The following is a 13660-nucleotide window of genomic DNA, read 5'->3' on the forward strand; positions in this document are numbered from 1 at the left end:
CGCCTATTCTTGATGGTCGGGAAGGCAGAGAGCGGCTGTGAATTCCCATTATGAGGAGTCACCCATGGATGAGCAGGCCCCTCTCGGCCGAGGCCATCGACCAACCGCCCCGCCCCTGCGGGACATCGGCCCTGTGCTCGAGCGCATCACGGTCCGGCTGGCCGCACGGCACAGCAGGTCCTTCTCGCGCGAGACGGTCGGGAACTACGTCGAGGAGTGCTCCTGGCTGCTGTCGGCAAAGGCCCGCGTGGGACTCCATCTCCCGCTCCTGATCGAACGGTTCGCGGACCAGCGGCTTGGCGCCTTGGCGCGCGGATTGGGACTGTCACCGAAACCCGTACCCGAGGTGCTGTTCGTGTGCACGGAGAATGCGGGCCGCTCGCAACTGGCCGCCGCACTGATGCGGCAGCGGGCGGGTGACGGCATCCGTGTGCTGACCGCGGGATCCGCGCCCGGCGCGGAGATCGCCCCGGTGGTGCTCCAACTGCTCGCCGAGCAAGGGCTGGACGCGGATGACGAGTTCCCCAAGCCGCTGACCGCCGAGGTGGTCACCGCCGCCGACGTCGTCGTCACGCTGGGCTGCGGCGACGCCTGCCCGGTCCGCCACGGGCGCCGCTATCTGGACTGGGACTTGCCTGACCTGAGCGGACTCGACATCGAGAGCGCGAGGGCGGTGCGGGATGCGCTGGCCGCGCAGGTCGACGTGCTGGCGCGGGAGCTGTTGCCAACCGGCGCTTACCGGGCGTGAGTTGCTGCAGGACCGCGCCGCCGGCTTGGGTGGCTGCTGATGTCGGGCGGTGCGGGGCGAAGATCTCCAAATACGTCTGGGACGTGATCCAGTTGGCCACCCAGGCGTGGACGCGCCTGCAGGGGCCGATGTTGACCGCGCGACGTGGGCTTCGAGCAAACCGGCCGACGGGTGGCACCGCCATGCAGCCCGTCGGCCGGAGTCTGTGAGCGCCCCTCGCAGGCAAGGGTCCGCGTCGGTGAGGCACAGGGAGATCAGCGTCCGGCCTCGGCCGGTGCCGGCGGTGATGATCTCCATCATGGTCTGAGCGTCGGTGGTGAAGGTCAGCCACCGCTCCAGGGACCTGTGGGCAGGTAACGCACGCGGACCTTCGCCGAGTACCACCGCTTGCGGTGCATGAGCGTGCCGATGGTGGGGATGGGGTGCCGCCCGTGGACGGCACCCCACCGGGGTAGCCTGTGGCCCGGGCCGGCAGGTCGATGTGCGAGTCCTCCTCCGGCTCCCCGGCCACCTCCCTGTGTCCTATCCCGTGGGCATCGGAGTGGTCGGCGGCTCGGCCGGCGCCCCCTCGGAGCACCAGGAACCGCACTCCAGGCGGTATCCCATGCCGCGGATGGCGTCTATGGTGCAGCAGCTCTTGCCGTCCTCCCGAAGCTTGTTGCGCACCCGGCGGATGTGCACGGTGAGGGTGTTGCTGTCCAGGGATTCGGTGCCCCACAGGGCGCGGGTGAGTTCGCTGCGGCTGACGACCCGGCTGGCGTTCTCCATCAGATAGCGCAGGAGCATGAATTCACGGACGGGCAACTGCACTGAGCGGCCCCGTACATGGACGTGAAAGCCCTCCGGATCAAGCTCGATGTCACCGACCACCAAAGGCCCGGCGGCGCTGTCTTCCTCCCGGCCTCCGGACAGCAGCAGGGGAACGATCTCTTTGGTCCGGTAGGGGCGGATCACGAAGGCGATGGCTCCGGCCGCCACCGCGGCCGTCGCCTCCTCGGCTCCCTCGGGCCCGGCGCCCACCAGCACCGGCACCGGGTGGAGCCGGGCGATCAGCTCGGTGACCCGGTCAGCGCTCACCACCGGCAGCGGGGCGCTGAGCAGCACCGCGCGGGGGTGGCAGGCACCGACCTGCAGCAGTGCCTCGGCGCCGTCGTGGCAGACCACGGTTCGTACGCCCGCTCCCTCGAAGCGGGCCAGGGTCTTGGCAGCCAGGTGCTTGTCGGGTTCGGCCAGCAGCAGATCAGGATCCTTGCCGTTGTCCGGACCGCTCATGCTGTTGCTCACGGCAGGCTGAACAGGCCGGTGTGATTCGGGTGTCACCCGGGTTTCTCCTTCACGTGTTGTGCGCAAAGGGACGTCACGCGGGACCTTCTCTCAGCCGAAGCGGCCGGAGATGTAGTCCTCGGTGCGCTGGTCGGAGGGGTTGGAGAAGATGCGCTCCGTCTCGTCGTACTCGACGAGCCGGCCGTGGCGTTCGCCCTTGTCGTCGACGTCCGCGGTGAAGAAGGCGGTGCGGTGCGAGACGCGCGCGGCCTGCTGCATGTTGTGGGTGACGACGATGATCGTGAACTCCTGGGAGAGGTGCTCCATCAGGTCCTCGATCTTGGCGGTGGCGATCGGGTCCAGGGCCGAACAGGGCTCGTCCATGAGGATCACCTCCGGCGAGACCGCGATCGTACGGGCGATGCACAGCCGCTGCTGCTGACCACCGGAGAGTGCCAGCGCAGAGGTCTTGAGCTTGTCCTTGACCTCGTCCCACAGCGCGGCGTGGGTGAGGGTCTCCTCGACCAGGTCGTCGAGGTTGCCCTTGAAGCCGCCCACCCGTGGCCCGTACGCGATGTTGTCGTAGATCGACTTGGGGAACGGATTGGGCTTCTGGAAGACCATGCCGATACGGCGGCGGACCTCGATGGGGTCGACGTCGCGGCCGTACAGGTCCTCGGTGTGGTAGTGGATCTTGCCCGCCACCCGGGCGGTGGGGATGAGGTCGTTCATGCGGTTGAAGCAGCGCAGCACGGTGGACTTGCCACAGCCAGAGGGGCCGATCATCGCGGTGATCTGGCGGTCCCCGATGAGCATGTTCACATCGCGTACGGCCTCGTGGTCGCCGTAGAAGACGGACAGGCTGCCGATCTCGAAGACGGGGCTGGCCAGGGACGGGGCCGCACGGTAGGCGACCCGCGGGGTCCTGGTGCCGCCGGCGGCATCGGCGGGCTGGGACATGGCGGCCTCCTGGTCGCGCTTGCGGAGTTTGTCGGTGGAGTCAGTGGTCATGGGTCACCAGCGGCGGGAGTAGCGGTTGCGGAGCCAGATCGCGAGGGAGTTCATCGCGAGCAGGATCACCAGGAGGACGACGATCGCGGCGGCGGCGAGGGCGGTGAACTCGGCGCGGGACTGGCTGATCCAGTTGAAGATCTGGATCGGCAGCACCGTGAACGGGCTCTCCACACCGGTCGGGTTGAAGGTGATGAACGTCAGCCCGCCGAGCAGCAGCAGCGGCGCCGCCTCACCGATCGCGCGGGACAGGGCGAGGATCGAGCCGGTCGCCATGCCGGGCACGGCCGCCGGGAGAACCTGGCGCCAGATCGTCTGCCACTGGGTGGCACCCAGCGCCAGCGATGCCTGGCGGATGGACCGCGGTACCGCGCGGATCGCCTCCCGCGAGGCGATGATCACGGTCGGCAGTACCAACAGCGACAGCGTCAAGGACGCCGTCAGAACGGTCTGGCCGAAGCCCAGCCCGCGGGAGATGATGCCGAGCCCGAGGATGCCGTACACGATCGACGGGACCGCCGCCAGATTCTGGATGTTGATCTCGATCAACCGGTTCCACCAGCGGTTCGGATCGGCGTACTCCTCCAGGTAGATCGCCGCCATGATGCCGGTGGGAAGGCAGTACAGCGCGGTGAAGGCAATCACCCAGACCGTGCCCATGATCGCCGACTGGGCACCGGCGTTCGACGGGTCGATGATGTCCGGGAAGTTCGACCAGATACGGGAGTCGAGCCGGGGCCATGCCTCCACGACGTTGTACGTGAGGAGCGCGGCAAGGAAAACCACGCCGACCGCAAGCGAGGCCCACAGGCTCAGCTGGAAGAACCGCTCCCGCCACGGGGTGCCCTTGCCCTTCAGGCGGGGCAGTTCGGTCTCGGGGACCTTGTCCATGACATCGGAGCTCATCACTCGTACACCTCCCGGTACTTGCGGACCAGGCGAATGCTGACCAGGTTCATCACCAGGGTCATCACGAACAGCAGCAGGCCCACCGCGAAGATCGTCTGGTAGCCGGTCGAGCCGGTGGGCAGGTCACCGATACCGGCGGCGGCGATGAACGCGGTCATCGTCTGCATGCCTTCCAGCGGGTCGAAGGACAGGTTGGGGCGGCCACCCGCCGCGACGGCGACGATCATCGTCTCGCCCAACGCTCGCGAGATGCCCAGCACCACGGCGGCGACGATGCCGGACAGCGCGGCCGGGAAGACCACCCGGGTGGAGACCTGCATACGCGAGGAGCCGAGGGCGAAGGCGCCGTCGCGCAGGGCGCGCGGTACGGCGTTCATGGAGTCCTCGGCGAGCGAGGCGATCGTCGGGATGATCATGATGCCCATGACGAAGCCCGCCGACAGGGCATTGAATACCTGCGGGCCGTCACCGGCCGGCCAGATGTCCTGGAGCAGCGGCGTGAGCGCCTTCAGCGCGAAGAAGCCGTAGACGACGGTGGGAATGCCCGCGAGCACCTCCAGCAGCGGCTTGAAGACCGCGCGGACGCGCGGGTTGGCGTACTCGCTCAGATACACGGCCGCGCCCAGGCCCAGCGGCACGGCCACCAGCAGCGCGATGAGGGTGACCATCAGCGTGCCGCCGACCAGCGGCAGGACACCGAAGGACGGTGGCTTGAACAGCGGCGCCCAGTTGGTGCCGGTGATGAAGTCGCCGAAGTTGACCTTGCCGAAGAACTCGGCGGCCGGCGGGATCAGGGCGATGACGATGCCGATGGTGGTCAGCACCGAGACCAGGGAGGCGGCCACCAGGAGCACCTTGATGGCCTTCTCGCCGTAACGCGGCTGGGACCGCTTCAGGAAGCCGGGGCTTCCCGAAGCGGCCCTGCGCCCGATACTCGGAGAACTCATCAGCCCTGCTGCGCCTTGAGAGCGTCGAGGGCCTTCTTCAGCTCGGCTTCCTGCTCGGAGTTGAGCGGCACGAACTGTGCCTTCTCGGCGATGTCGGCGTGGTTCTCGACGTAGAACTCGACGAACGCCTCGACCTCCGGCTTCTCCAGCGCGGAAGCCGCCGGGTAGATGAACAGCGGGCGGCCGAGCGGCTTGTAGGTGCCGTCCTGCACGGTCTCGACGCTCGGGGCGACGCAGCCGTCACCGCCGTCGATCTCCAGGGCCTTCAGCTTGTCCTTGTTCTCCTCGTAGTACGACAGGCCGAAGTAGCCCATGCCGCCCTTGGAGCCGGACACGCCCTGCACGGTGACGTTGTCGTCCTCACTGGGCGAGTAGTCGGTCCGGGAAGCGCCTTCCTCGCCGTTGATCTCGTCGGTGAAGTAGTCGAAGGTGCCCGAGTCGGTGCCCGCGCCGAAGAGTTCGAGCTTCTGGTTCGGGAACTTGGGGTCGACCTGGTTCCAGTTGTTGACCTTGGATCCGGGCTCCCAGATCTTCTTCAGCTGCTCGACGGTCAGGCAGTCGACGAAGTCGTTGTCCTTGCTCACCACGACGGACAGGCCGTCGTTGGCGACCGTGAACTCCTCGTACTTGATGCCCTTCTTCTCGCAGGCCGCCTTCTCCTCGTCCTTGATCGGACGGGAGGCGTCGGAGATGTCGGTCTCGCCCGCGCAGAACTTCTCGAAACCGCCACCCGTGCCGGACGTACCGACCGTGACCTTGACCCCGGAGTTCTCCGCCTGGAAGAGCTGGGCCGCCGCCGTGGACAGCGGAGCCACCGTGCTGGAGCCGTCGACCTTGATGTTTCCGGCCAGCTTGTCGCCACCGCCGTCACCCGAGCCCGCGTCGGCGCCGCCGCACGCGCTCGCGGCCAGCAGGACGGCAGCCGTCAGAGCCAGGGGAGCCTTGGCCCGGCGCAATGAAGGGGAAATGTTCACGACTCTCGATCCTCGCGTTTGCCGGGTGCTCCGGCGGTGGATCGGCGCGCTGTGCGCTCCGTTCGGACACTATTGATCGAAGTGCGGCTATATGAACGCATGGTGTACGAGGTGCACCTCGGGCATGAACGATAGCTGGTCATCTATATAGAAGGATCTTGTTCGATTATCACGGAAGGGTCTCTTGAGCTGCTGCTTCATCACTCGGCCCCAGGGCGCACGGGTGAACGGCGAGCCCTCGTCGCGGAAGTGGAATGCACCGGCGCACGGCGACCGGACCCGGCCCGAAAAGCAGTGTTCGATCGAAGTTCACCGTTCGGCCGCCTCCGGACGGGCGAAGACCCCATAACGTCCCGCATCGATGGCTGCCTATCAAGCGGGTGGCCGAAAATGACCGTCCCGATTGCGTGGAGGCAACCGTGCACCGCCAGTCCGACGACCGGACCGATCGCGCAGACCAACGCTCCGACCTCCCCGTCCTCCCGAGCCACAACACCGCCCGGTCGGCGCTCACGTGCCGCTACCGGTGCGGCGACGCCTGCTCCCACGAGGCGCCGAACCGCTCGCTGAACCCCTATTTCGGCGACATAGTGCAGCGGGCCCTGTCCCGCAGAGGTGTCCTCAAGACGGCCACCGTCGTGGCCCTCGCCACAGGCGCCGGTACGGCCACCGCGGCGGCCACCTCCTCGGCCCCCGTCTCCGGCACCGGCATGCGACCGCCGCGTGGCCTGGACTTCGAGCCGGTCGCCCCGAACACCGCGGACGCCGTGACGGTCCCCGACGGGTTCGCCCAGCAGGTCGTCATCCGCTGGGGCGACCCGATCCTCGCCGGAGCCCCCCGCTTCGACGCCCGCAAGCAAAGCGCCAAGGCCCAGGCCAAGCAGTTCGGATACAACGCCGACTACATGGCCCTGCTCGACGCGCCCCACCGTGGCCACCAACTGCTCGTGGTCAACCACGAGTACACCAGCGAACAGATCATGTTCTACGGGTACGACCCGGCCAACCCGACCCGCGAGCAGGTCGAGATCGCCTGGGCCGCGCACGGCCTGACGGTCCTGGTCGTACGCGGCGACGGTCACTCCGGGAAGCTGTGGCCGGTGACCGGTGACGCCCTCAACCGCCGCATCACCGCCACCACGCCGTTCCGCCTCACCGGCCCGGCCGCCGGCAGCGATCTGCTCAAGACGAGTGCCGACCCGACCGGCCGTACGGTGCTGGGCACGCTGAACAACTGCGGCGGCGGTACCACCCCTTGGGGGACCGTGCTGTCGGGCGAGGAGAACTTCAACCAGTACTTCGCGGGCGCCGCCGCGGTCACCGACCCGGCCGCCAAGACGCGCCTGGCCCGCTACGGCCTGCCCCAGGGGGCCAGTGAGCGCAAGTGGGAGCTGTACGACTCCCGGTTCGACATCGGCAAGGAGCCCAACGAGCCCAACCGGCACGGCTGGGTCGTCGAGATCGACCCGTACGACCCGACGTCAACTCCCCGCAAGCGCACCGCACTTGGCCGCTTCAAGCACGAGGCCGCCGAGCCCCGCCTGACCGCCGACGGCCGCGTCGCGCTCTACATGGGCGACGACGAACGCTTCGACTACCTCTACAAGTACGTCTCCAAGCACGCGTACAAGACGGGCGACAGCCGGGCCGCCCGCGAGCACAACCTCACGCTGCTCGACGAAGGCACCCTGTACGTCGCCAAGTTCACCGGCGACAGCCCGGCCACTGAGATCGACGGCACCGGAAAGCTCCCGGCCGACGCGGAGTTCGACGGCACGGGCGAGTGGATCCCGCTCGCGTCTGGCGACGTCTCGCATGTGCCGGGCCTGTCAGCTGCGGAGGTGTACGTCTTCACGCGGCTGGCCGCCGACAAGGTGGGCGCCACCAAGATGGACCGCCCTGAGGACGTCGAGCCCCACCCGTACACCGGCCGCGTCTACGTCGCTCTCACCAACAACAAGGACCGCGGCGCCACGGGGAAGGCCGGCCCCGACGAGGCCAACCCACGCACCGGCAACAAGCACGGCCACATCCTGGAGCTGGAGGAGCGCCGCTCCGACGCCGCCGCCAAGACTTTCCAGTGGAAGCTCATGTTGGTCTGCGGCGACCCCGAGGACCCCTCCACGTACTTCGCCGGCTTCGACAAGTCCCAGGTCAGCCCGATTTCCTGTCCGGACAACGTGGCCTTCGACGAGTACGGCAACCTGTGGATCGCCACCGACGGCGCGGCCCTCGGCTACCACGACGGGCTCTTCGCCGTGCCCGTCAAGGGCTCCCAGCGCGGGCACGTCAAGCAATTCCTGACCATGCCCAAGGGCGCCGAGTGCTGCGGCCCCATCATCATCGAGGACCGCATCCTGGTCGCTCCCCAGCACCCGGGCGAGACCGACGGCGCCACCGCCGAGCACCCGGGCTCGGCCTGGCCCGACGGACCGGGAAGCATCCCGCGTCCGTCGGTCGTGACCGTGTGGAGGGAGAAGCACCGGTAGACCTCGCCAACTTTTCCGCCTGCCCGGGCCGTTGCCGACCGCCCGGGCAGTGTCGTTTCCGCAACCGGTCTCTGCACCACGACGAGCACCGCGGTCACCAGGACATGGGGCAGTCGGATCAATGGCAGCAGCGCGCGGCCCACTCGGCCCGGCCGTGTAATCAGCCCAGGGACTGTCAGCCCGAAACCCGGGAGCTCGAACCCGCCGAGACGGTCAGACCGCTTCAGCGGTCGTCAGGAGCTTGCCCATCGCGGCAAGGACGGACGGCTCGACGCGGTAGTACACCCACGTGCCGCGCCGCTCGGAGGTGAGCAGCCCCGCCTCCTTGAGCTTCTTCAAGTGGTGGGAGACGGTCGGCTGGGAGACACCGACATCGGAGATGTCGCACACGCACGCCTCCCCGCCTTCGTACGAGGCCACGGCCGAGAACAGCCGCAGCCGCACCGGGTCGCCGAGCGCCTTGAACATCCGCGCGGCCGTCTCGGCCTCCTCCGCGGTGAACGGACGCTCGGTCAGAGGCGGGCAGCACGGCACCACAACCTGCTCGGCGTCAGGCTCCAGCAGCGGCAACACCCTGGCATTCGACATACGTCTATGTTGACACGCGTCGAACCAAGTCGGGGACCAGTGGGAGCGACATCACGTGCGCGACAGGTGGGCGGCCAGGCGCCGAGCGGCGCGGGCGGCGTCCCGGCCCACTCCGCGCAGGGAGTTGGAGGACAGGCTGCGCTGCCACTCCAGCCCGACGAACGCCAGTCCCGGCTGGACGGAGGACGCGCCATCGCGGTGGAGCGGATGGCCCGCATCGTCGAGGGCGCCGAGGTGTGTCAGGTAGGGCAGGTCGGGCCGGTATCCGGTGGCGAGCAGGATCGTGTCCGCTTCCTCCGCGCTCCCGTCGGCCCAGATCACCTTGTTGCCCTCTATGGCGGTGAACAGCTCCCGTCGGTCTGGTGCCCCGGCTGTGACTGCGGCGCGGTAGCGGCCGTCGTCGATGACCAGCTGCGTCGGCGGGGTCCGCAGAAAGCGGCCGAGGGGAGCGATGTCGAGCCCCGTCCGCTTCAGCCAGAAGTGCAGGTCGCGGCCGAGAATGCGCTGGCGTGCGAACTTCACCGGATGGCGGCTGGCGAGCGTCACCCGTGCAACGGTGGCGAGTTCGGCGGCGATCTGCACCGCGGAGTTCCCGGCACCCACCACGACCACCCGCTGACCGGCGAAACGCTCGGAGTGGCGGTAGTCGGCAGCGTGCAGCACCGTACCCGTGAACTGCTCCAGGTCCGGGAGCTCGGGTCGATGCGGGCGGCCGAACGTGCCGGATGCCGCAACCACGGCCCGCGTCGCGAGGCGGCCGCCGTCCTCCAGGTCCACGACGAAGGCCGGGCCGTCCCTCCGCACTGCGGCGACGCGGCTGTGGGTGCGGAGGTCGGCATCGAGGCGGGCGGCGTAGGAGGTCAGGTAGGCGATCACCTCGTCCCGGTGCGGGTAGCGGTCCGGGTCGTCGGAGGGGAACGGCATCCCCGGCAGTGAGCTGTACCGGGCGGGTGAGAACAGCGTGAGGCTGCGGTAGTAGCGCGGCCAGGACCCTGCGGTGTGTCCGGACGCCTCCAGGACCACCGGCTGAAGACCCTCCCGCAGCAGGGCATGCGCCGCTGCCAGCCCGGACTGGCCACCGCCGATCACCGCTACATCGATGTGCTCCATGAACAACAACCCCCGCCTGATTCGGTAAACGTCTATGTTGACGCTTATCGAATCAGATGCCATGCTGAACGCGCAATCCATCGACAGACGTCGAAATACGCAAGGAGTCGCCGTGAACGCGCCCGCCACCACCGAGCTGCCCGTCGTTGTGATCGGAGCCGGACCCACCGGACTGGCCGCCGCCGCCCACCTCGTCGACCGCGGCATCGAGCCCCTGGTTCTGGAGGCCGGGCCGACCGCCGGAGCGGCGGTGAGCGAGTGGGCGCACGTGCGGCTGTTCTCCACCTGGGGCGAGGTCACCGACCCGGCCGCGGAGAAGCTGCTCGCCCCCACCGGCTGGGCCAAGCCCGACGCCGCCACGTACCCCTCGGGCGGCGACTGGGCCGAGCAGTACCTGCAGCCCCTTGCCGACGTCCTGGGCGAGCGAGTCCGCTTCGGCGCCACCGTCACCGGCGTCTCCCGCGTGGGCCGTGACCGGATCGTCGACGCCGACCGGGAGGCCCAGCCCTTCGTCGTGCACCTGAGGAAGGCCGACGGCACCGAAGAGCGTCTCTTCGCCCGTGCGGTGATCGACGCCTCCGGCACCTGGACGACGCCGAGCCCGGTGGGCGGCAACGGCCTCCCGGCCCTGGGTGAGAAGGCCGCGACCGACCGCGTCACCTACCGCGTCCCCGACCTCAAGGACCCGGCCGTACGGGCCCGGTACGCCGGGAAGCGCACGGCGGTCATCGGCTCGGGCGCCTCCGCCTTCACTGCCCTCGCCTACCTGGCCGACCTCGCCAAGACCGACGACGGCACTGGTACCCGGGCGATGTGGATCCTGCGCCGCGGGATCTCCGGCTCCACTTTCGGCGGCGGCACCGCAGATGAACTGCCCGCCCGCGGAGCCCTCGGCCTTGCGGCGAAGGCAGCCGTCGACGACGGTTACGCCGATGCCGTGACCGGGTTCCGCACCGAGGCGATCGAGCGTGACGGTGACGGGCGCCTCGTGCTCATGGCCGAGGACGGCCGAAGGCTCGACTCGGTGGACGAAGTCATCGTGCTGACTGGCTTCCGCCCCGACCTGTCGTTCCTGTCCGAGGTACGCCTGGGCCTGGACGAGCGCCTCCAGGCGCCGGTCGAACTCGCGCCGCTGATCGACCCCAACCAGCACTCCTGCGGCACCGTCTACCCCCATGGCCACCGCGAGCTGTCCCACCCCGAGCAGGGCATCTACCTCGTCGGCATGAAGTCCTACGGCCGCGCTCCGACGTTCCTGGCCATGACCGGCTACGAGCAGGTCCGCTCCGTCGTTGCCGCCATCGCCGGCGACCTGGAGTCCGCGAACCGTGTTGAGCTCACCCTGCCCGAGACCGGGGTGTGCGGCGGTGCCGGTCTCTTCGACCAGCCCGAAGCCGATGCCGTCGCCGGAGGCTGCTGCGCCCCCGCGCCCGCTCTGGTTCAGATCGGCAGCGCCCCGGCGGCTGAGCCGGTGGCAGCCTCGGAGCAGGCGTCGGGCGGCGGTTGCTGCGGCTGATGCCCGACGTCACCACCCGCGGGGACGGGGCCGCGACCGCAGCAGGAGAGCGGTCGCGGCCCCGCGCCGCCCTGCCCGCCCTCTGCGCCACCCAGATCACCAGCTGGGGCATCGTCTACTACGCCTTCCCTGTCCTGAACCCGCAGATCACCGCCGATACGGGCTGGTCCACAGGCGCGACCACGGCGGCCTTCTCCGCGGCACTACTGGTCTCCGCACTGGCCGGGATCCGCGTGGGCCGCATGCTCGACCACCGCGGACCACGCACCGTCATGACAACCGGCTCGATCCTCGGCGTGCTCAGCCTCCTGATCGTGGCCGCGGCCCCGAACATCGCCGTCTTCTCGGCCGGATGGCTGCTCGCCGGACTTGCCATGGCGTCCACCTTCTACCAGCCCGCTTTCGCGGCCCTCACGCGCTGGTGGGCGCCCGACCACATCCGTGCCCTGACCATCGTGACGCTCGCGGGTGGTCTCGCCTCCACCGTGTTCGCGCCCGTGACCGCGGTGCTCGCCGGCCACATGTCCTGGCGCGCGACGTACGTGGTGCTCGCCGCGGTTCTGGCCGTGATCACGATCCCGGCGCACGCCCTTGCCCTGAACGCTCCCTGGCCTGACGCGCCTCCCTCACCTACGGCCGTCGAACAGGGCGCTGAACGGGCGGAGCGCACCCGTCCCTTCTGGATGCTGGCAGCGGCGCTGACCCTCTCGGCCTTCGCGATGTACGCCGTCGTCGTCGCTCTGGTTCCGTTGCTTCTCCAGCGCGGCTACTCCACCACTCAGGCAGCCTGGGCCCTCGGCCTCGGCGGTGCCGGGCAGACCCTGGGCCGCACCCTGTATGCCGCACTCGCCCGCCGCACCCGACCCACCGCGCGCACCACCACCCTGATCGCCCTCAGCGGTGCCACCACAGCCGCCCTCGCACTCGTCCCCGGCCCGTACGCCCTGCTGGCCGGCCTGTCGATCGCGGCCGGTACGGTCCGAGGCAATCTCACTCTTCTTCAGGCCACGGCGGTGACCGACCGTTGGGGCACCACCCACTACGGCCGGTTGTCCGGACTCCTCGCCGCTCCCGCCACCACGGCCTCCGCACTCGCACCGTTCGCCGGAGCCGCAATCGCCCTGCCCATGGGCGGATACCCCCGGATGTTCGGGATGCTGGCCGTCCTATCCCTCCTGGCGTCCCTCATCGCCCTCGGCACGACCGTACGGTCCGGTCGCTGCGGCGGGGCGTCTCGCTCAACTCACCGAGCCGCCAGGCCATTTCGACCGAGGTCGCCCTGATGTTGATCAATAGGTGCTCCCTCAATTCTCGCTCACTCAGATCGGCGAGCCGGGCGCCGCCCCACAACTGGGCGAGTTCCGGATCGGCCACTGCCTGCTGCAACAGATCAATGTGCTGCTTCAGACGTGTAGCAGTACGCATCTGACGTTCATGCGCCCTGCGTCGCAGCCCCTTTCTGAGGTGGACACCGATCAGCACCACCAAGGTCACCTGCAGCAGGATGAGAAAGGCAAGGGCCATCTGCGGCGGCGTCGGCATCGGCGATCGTGGCGAAGAGCTCGCCGAGCTCGGCCATGCGCCCGCTCCAACCACGGTGTGCGTCCGGGGCCAGGAGACGTTCTCGTTGGCGGTCGATGAGATCCGCGGCGGTGGCCGGGCCGTAGGAGCGCAGTCCGGCCGCGACTGCCACAAGGGCGCGCTGCCTTCTGTCGTGATCCGACAGGCCTGTTTCCTCGGCGAGGGACAGGGCACGGTCGCGTACGCCGGCGTGGGCCAGGGCCTGTGCGGCGGCGCCTTTCGCGTCGGCCACATCCCTGCCGGGAGCCCCGTCCCAGAAGTTGTTGGCACTTCCCAGCTTCCGGGTGCGGTCGGCGGCCTCGACCGCCAGGCGTCGCGCATCGTCGTGACCTGGTGCGCCGCGGAGATCGCCAGCCCGGCGCACGAAGCAAACATGCGCCGGGCTCAGCCGTTACCGGACAGGAGGACGGGAGGACGGGAGGACGGGAGGACGGGAGGCCAGGAGGCCAGGAGGACATCATGATCGCCGAACGCACCCGGCACACGACCGACGTCCTGCAAAGCGCCGCCGCGAGTGTGCACGC

13 protein-coding genes are annotated in these 13660 nt (G+C 69.1%); 4 read left to right on the top strand and 9 right to left on the bottom strand.

What is annotated here, in order from left to right; genetic code table 11:
* Nucleotides 1-64 precede the first annotated feature (64 nt).
* Complete coding sequence (locus tag ACFYO0_RS01370; protein WP_388668750.1) at nt 65-748, top strand: low molecular weight phosphatase family protein; 684 nt, start codon at nt 65-67, stop codon at nt 746-748.
* A gap of 522 nt (nt 749-1270) precedes the next feature.
* Here ACFYO0_RS01370 and ACFYO0_RS01375 read toward each other — a convergent pair.
* The 5 genes from ACFYO0_RS01375 to ACFYO0_RS01395 form a co-directional block, all read right to left on the bottom strand.
* Nucleotides 1271-2020, bottom strand: coding sequence for a winged-helix domain-containing protein (locus ACFYO0_RS01375; protein WP_388668753.1), 750 nt, complete (start codon nt 2018-2020; stop codon nt 1271-1273).
* A 102-nt stretch (nt 2021-2122) separates the two neighbouring features.
* Nucleotides 2123-2971: a phosphate ABC transporter ATP-binding protein PstB gene (gene pstB, locus ACFYO0_RS01380; RefSeq protein WP_388670796.1), complete on the bottom strand. Its 849-nt coding sequence runs from the start codon at nt 2969-2971 to the stop codon at nt 2123-2125.
* A gap of 54 nt (nt 2972-3025) precedes the next feature.
* A complete protein-coding gene (gene pstA, locus ACFYO0_RS01385) occupies nt 3026-3928 on the bottom strand; it encodes a phosphate ABC transporter permease PstA (RefSeq protein WP_388668756.1) in 903 nt (300 codons plus the stop codon).
* A complete protein-coding gene (pstC, locus tag ACFYO0_RS01390) occupies nt 3928-4878 on the bottom strand; it encodes a phosphate ABC transporter permease subunit PstC (RefSeq protein WP_388668759.1) in 951 nt (316 codons plus the stop codon). The genes pstA and pstC overlap by 1 nt, the downstream gene beginning before the upstream one ends.
* Entirely contained in the window at nt 4878-5852 is a 975-nt protein-coding gene (locus ACFYO0_RS01395; RefSeq protein WP_388668762.1) for a PstS family phosphate ABC transporter substrate-binding protein, read from the bottom strand. Before ACFYO0_RS01395 ends, pstC begins: the two co-directional genes overlap by 1 nt.
* Before the next feature lie 419 nt (nt 5853-6271).
* Between ACFYO0_RS01395 and ACFYO0_RS01400 the strand changes: the two genes are divergently transcribed.
* Nucleotides 6272-8341, top strand: coding sequence for a PhoX family protein (locus ACFYO0_RS01400; protein ID WP_388668765.1), 2070 nt, complete (start codon nt 6272-6274; stop codon nt 8339-8341).
* Between the two features lie 213 nt (nt 8342-8554).
* On the opposite strand, the gene ACFYO0_RS01405 is transcribed toward ACFYO0_RS01400, so the two are convergent.
* Both ACFYO0_RS01405 and ACFYO0_RS01410 read right to left on the bottom strand, forming a co-directional pair.
* Nucleotides 8555-8929, bottom strand: coding sequence for an ArsR/SmtB family transcription factor (locus tag ACFYO0_RS01405; RefSeq protein ID WP_388668767.1), 375 nt, complete (start codon nt 8927-8929; stop codon nt 8555-8557).
* A 51-nt stretch (nt 8930-8980) separates the two neighbouring features.
* Entirely contained in the window at nt 8981-10039 is a 1059-nt protein-coding gene (locus tag ACFYO0_RS01410; RefSeq protein ID WP_388668770.1) for a flavin-containing monooxygenase, read from the bottom strand.
* A gap of 112 nt (nt 10040-10151) precedes the next feature.
* Between ACFYO0_RS01410 and ACFYO0_RS01415 the strand changes: the two genes are divergently transcribed.
* Nucleotides 10152-11555 (top strand): NAD(P)-binding domain-containing protein, encoded by a 1404-nt coding sequence (locus ACFYO0_RS01415; RefSeq protein WP_388668773.1) that lies wholly within the window; start codon nt 10152-10154, stop codon nt 11553-11555.
* Nucleotides 11555-12838, top strand: coding sequence for an MFS transporter (locus ACFYO0_RS01420; protein WP_388668776.1), 1284 nt, complete (start codon nt 11555-11557; stop codon nt 12836-12838). Before ACFYO0_RS01415 ends, ACFYO0_RS01420 begins: the two co-directional genes overlap by 1 nt.
* Here ACFYO0_RS01420 and ACFYO0_RS01425 read toward each other — a convergent pair.
* Nucleotides 12741-13097, bottom strand: coding sequence for a DUF6082 family protein (locus ACFYO0_RS01425; RefSeq protein WP_388668779.1), 357 nt, complete (start codon nt 13095-13097; stop codon nt 12741-12743). The two genes, ACFYO0_RS01420 and ACFYO0_RS01425, sit on opposite strands and share 98 nt — an antisense overlap.
* Entirely contained in the window at nt 12988-13500 is a 513-nt protein-coding gene (locus ACFYO0_RS01430) for a hypothetical protein (RefSeq protein WP_388670905.1), read from the bottom strand. Before ACFYO0_RS01430 ends, ACFYO0_RS01425 begins: the two co-directional genes overlap by 110 nt.
* Between the last annotated feature and the right edge of the window lie 160 nt (nt 13501-13660).

It is taken from the genome of Streptomyces sp. NPDC006365, assembly GCF_042870755.1.
Classification (GTDB): Bacteria; Actinomycetota; Actinomycetes; order Streptomycetales; family Streptomycetaceae; genus Streptomyces; species Streptomyces xiangluensis.

Excerpts from the sequence above, each read along its gene's own strand:
- ACFYO0_RS01370 (WP_388668750.1), top strand. The coding sequence starts at position 65 with ATGGATGAGCAGGCCCCTCTCGGCCGAGGCCATCGACCAACCGCCCCG.
- ACFYO0_RS01405 (WP_388668767.1), bottom strand. The coding sequence starts at position 8,929 with ATGTCGAATGCCAGGGTGTTGCCGCTGCTGGAGCCTGACGCCGAGCAG.
- ACFYO0_RS01410 (WP_388668770.1), bottom strand. The coding sequence starts at position 10,039 with ATGGAGCACATCGATGTAGCGGTGATCGGCGGTGGCCAGTCCGGGCTG.
- ACFYO0_RS01375 (WP_388668753.1), bottom strand. The coding sequence starts at position 2,020 with ATGAGCGGTCCGGACAACGGCAAGGATCCTGATCTGCTGCTGGCCGAA.
- ACFYO0_RS01425 (WP_388668779.1), bottom strand. The coding sequence starts at position 13,097 with ATGCCGACGCCGCCGCAGATGGCCCTTGCCTTTCTCATCCTGCTGCAG.
- pstC (WP_388668759.1), bottom strand. The coding sequence starts at position 4,878 with ATGAGTTCTCCGAGTATCGGGCGCAGGGCCGCTTCGGGAAGCCCCGGC.
- pstB (WP_388670796.1), bottom strand. The coding sequence starts at position 2,971 with ATGTCCCAGCCCGCCGATGCCGCCGGCGGCACCAGGACCCCGCGGGTC.
- ACFYO0_RS01420 (WP_388668776.1), top strand. The coding sequence starts at position 11,555 with ATGCCCGACGTCACCACCCGCGGGGACGGGGCCGCGACCGCAGCAGGA.
- pstA (WP_388668756.1), bottom strand. The coding sequence starts at position 3,928 with ATGAGCTCCGATGTCATGGACAAGGTCCCCGAGACCGAACTGCCCCGC.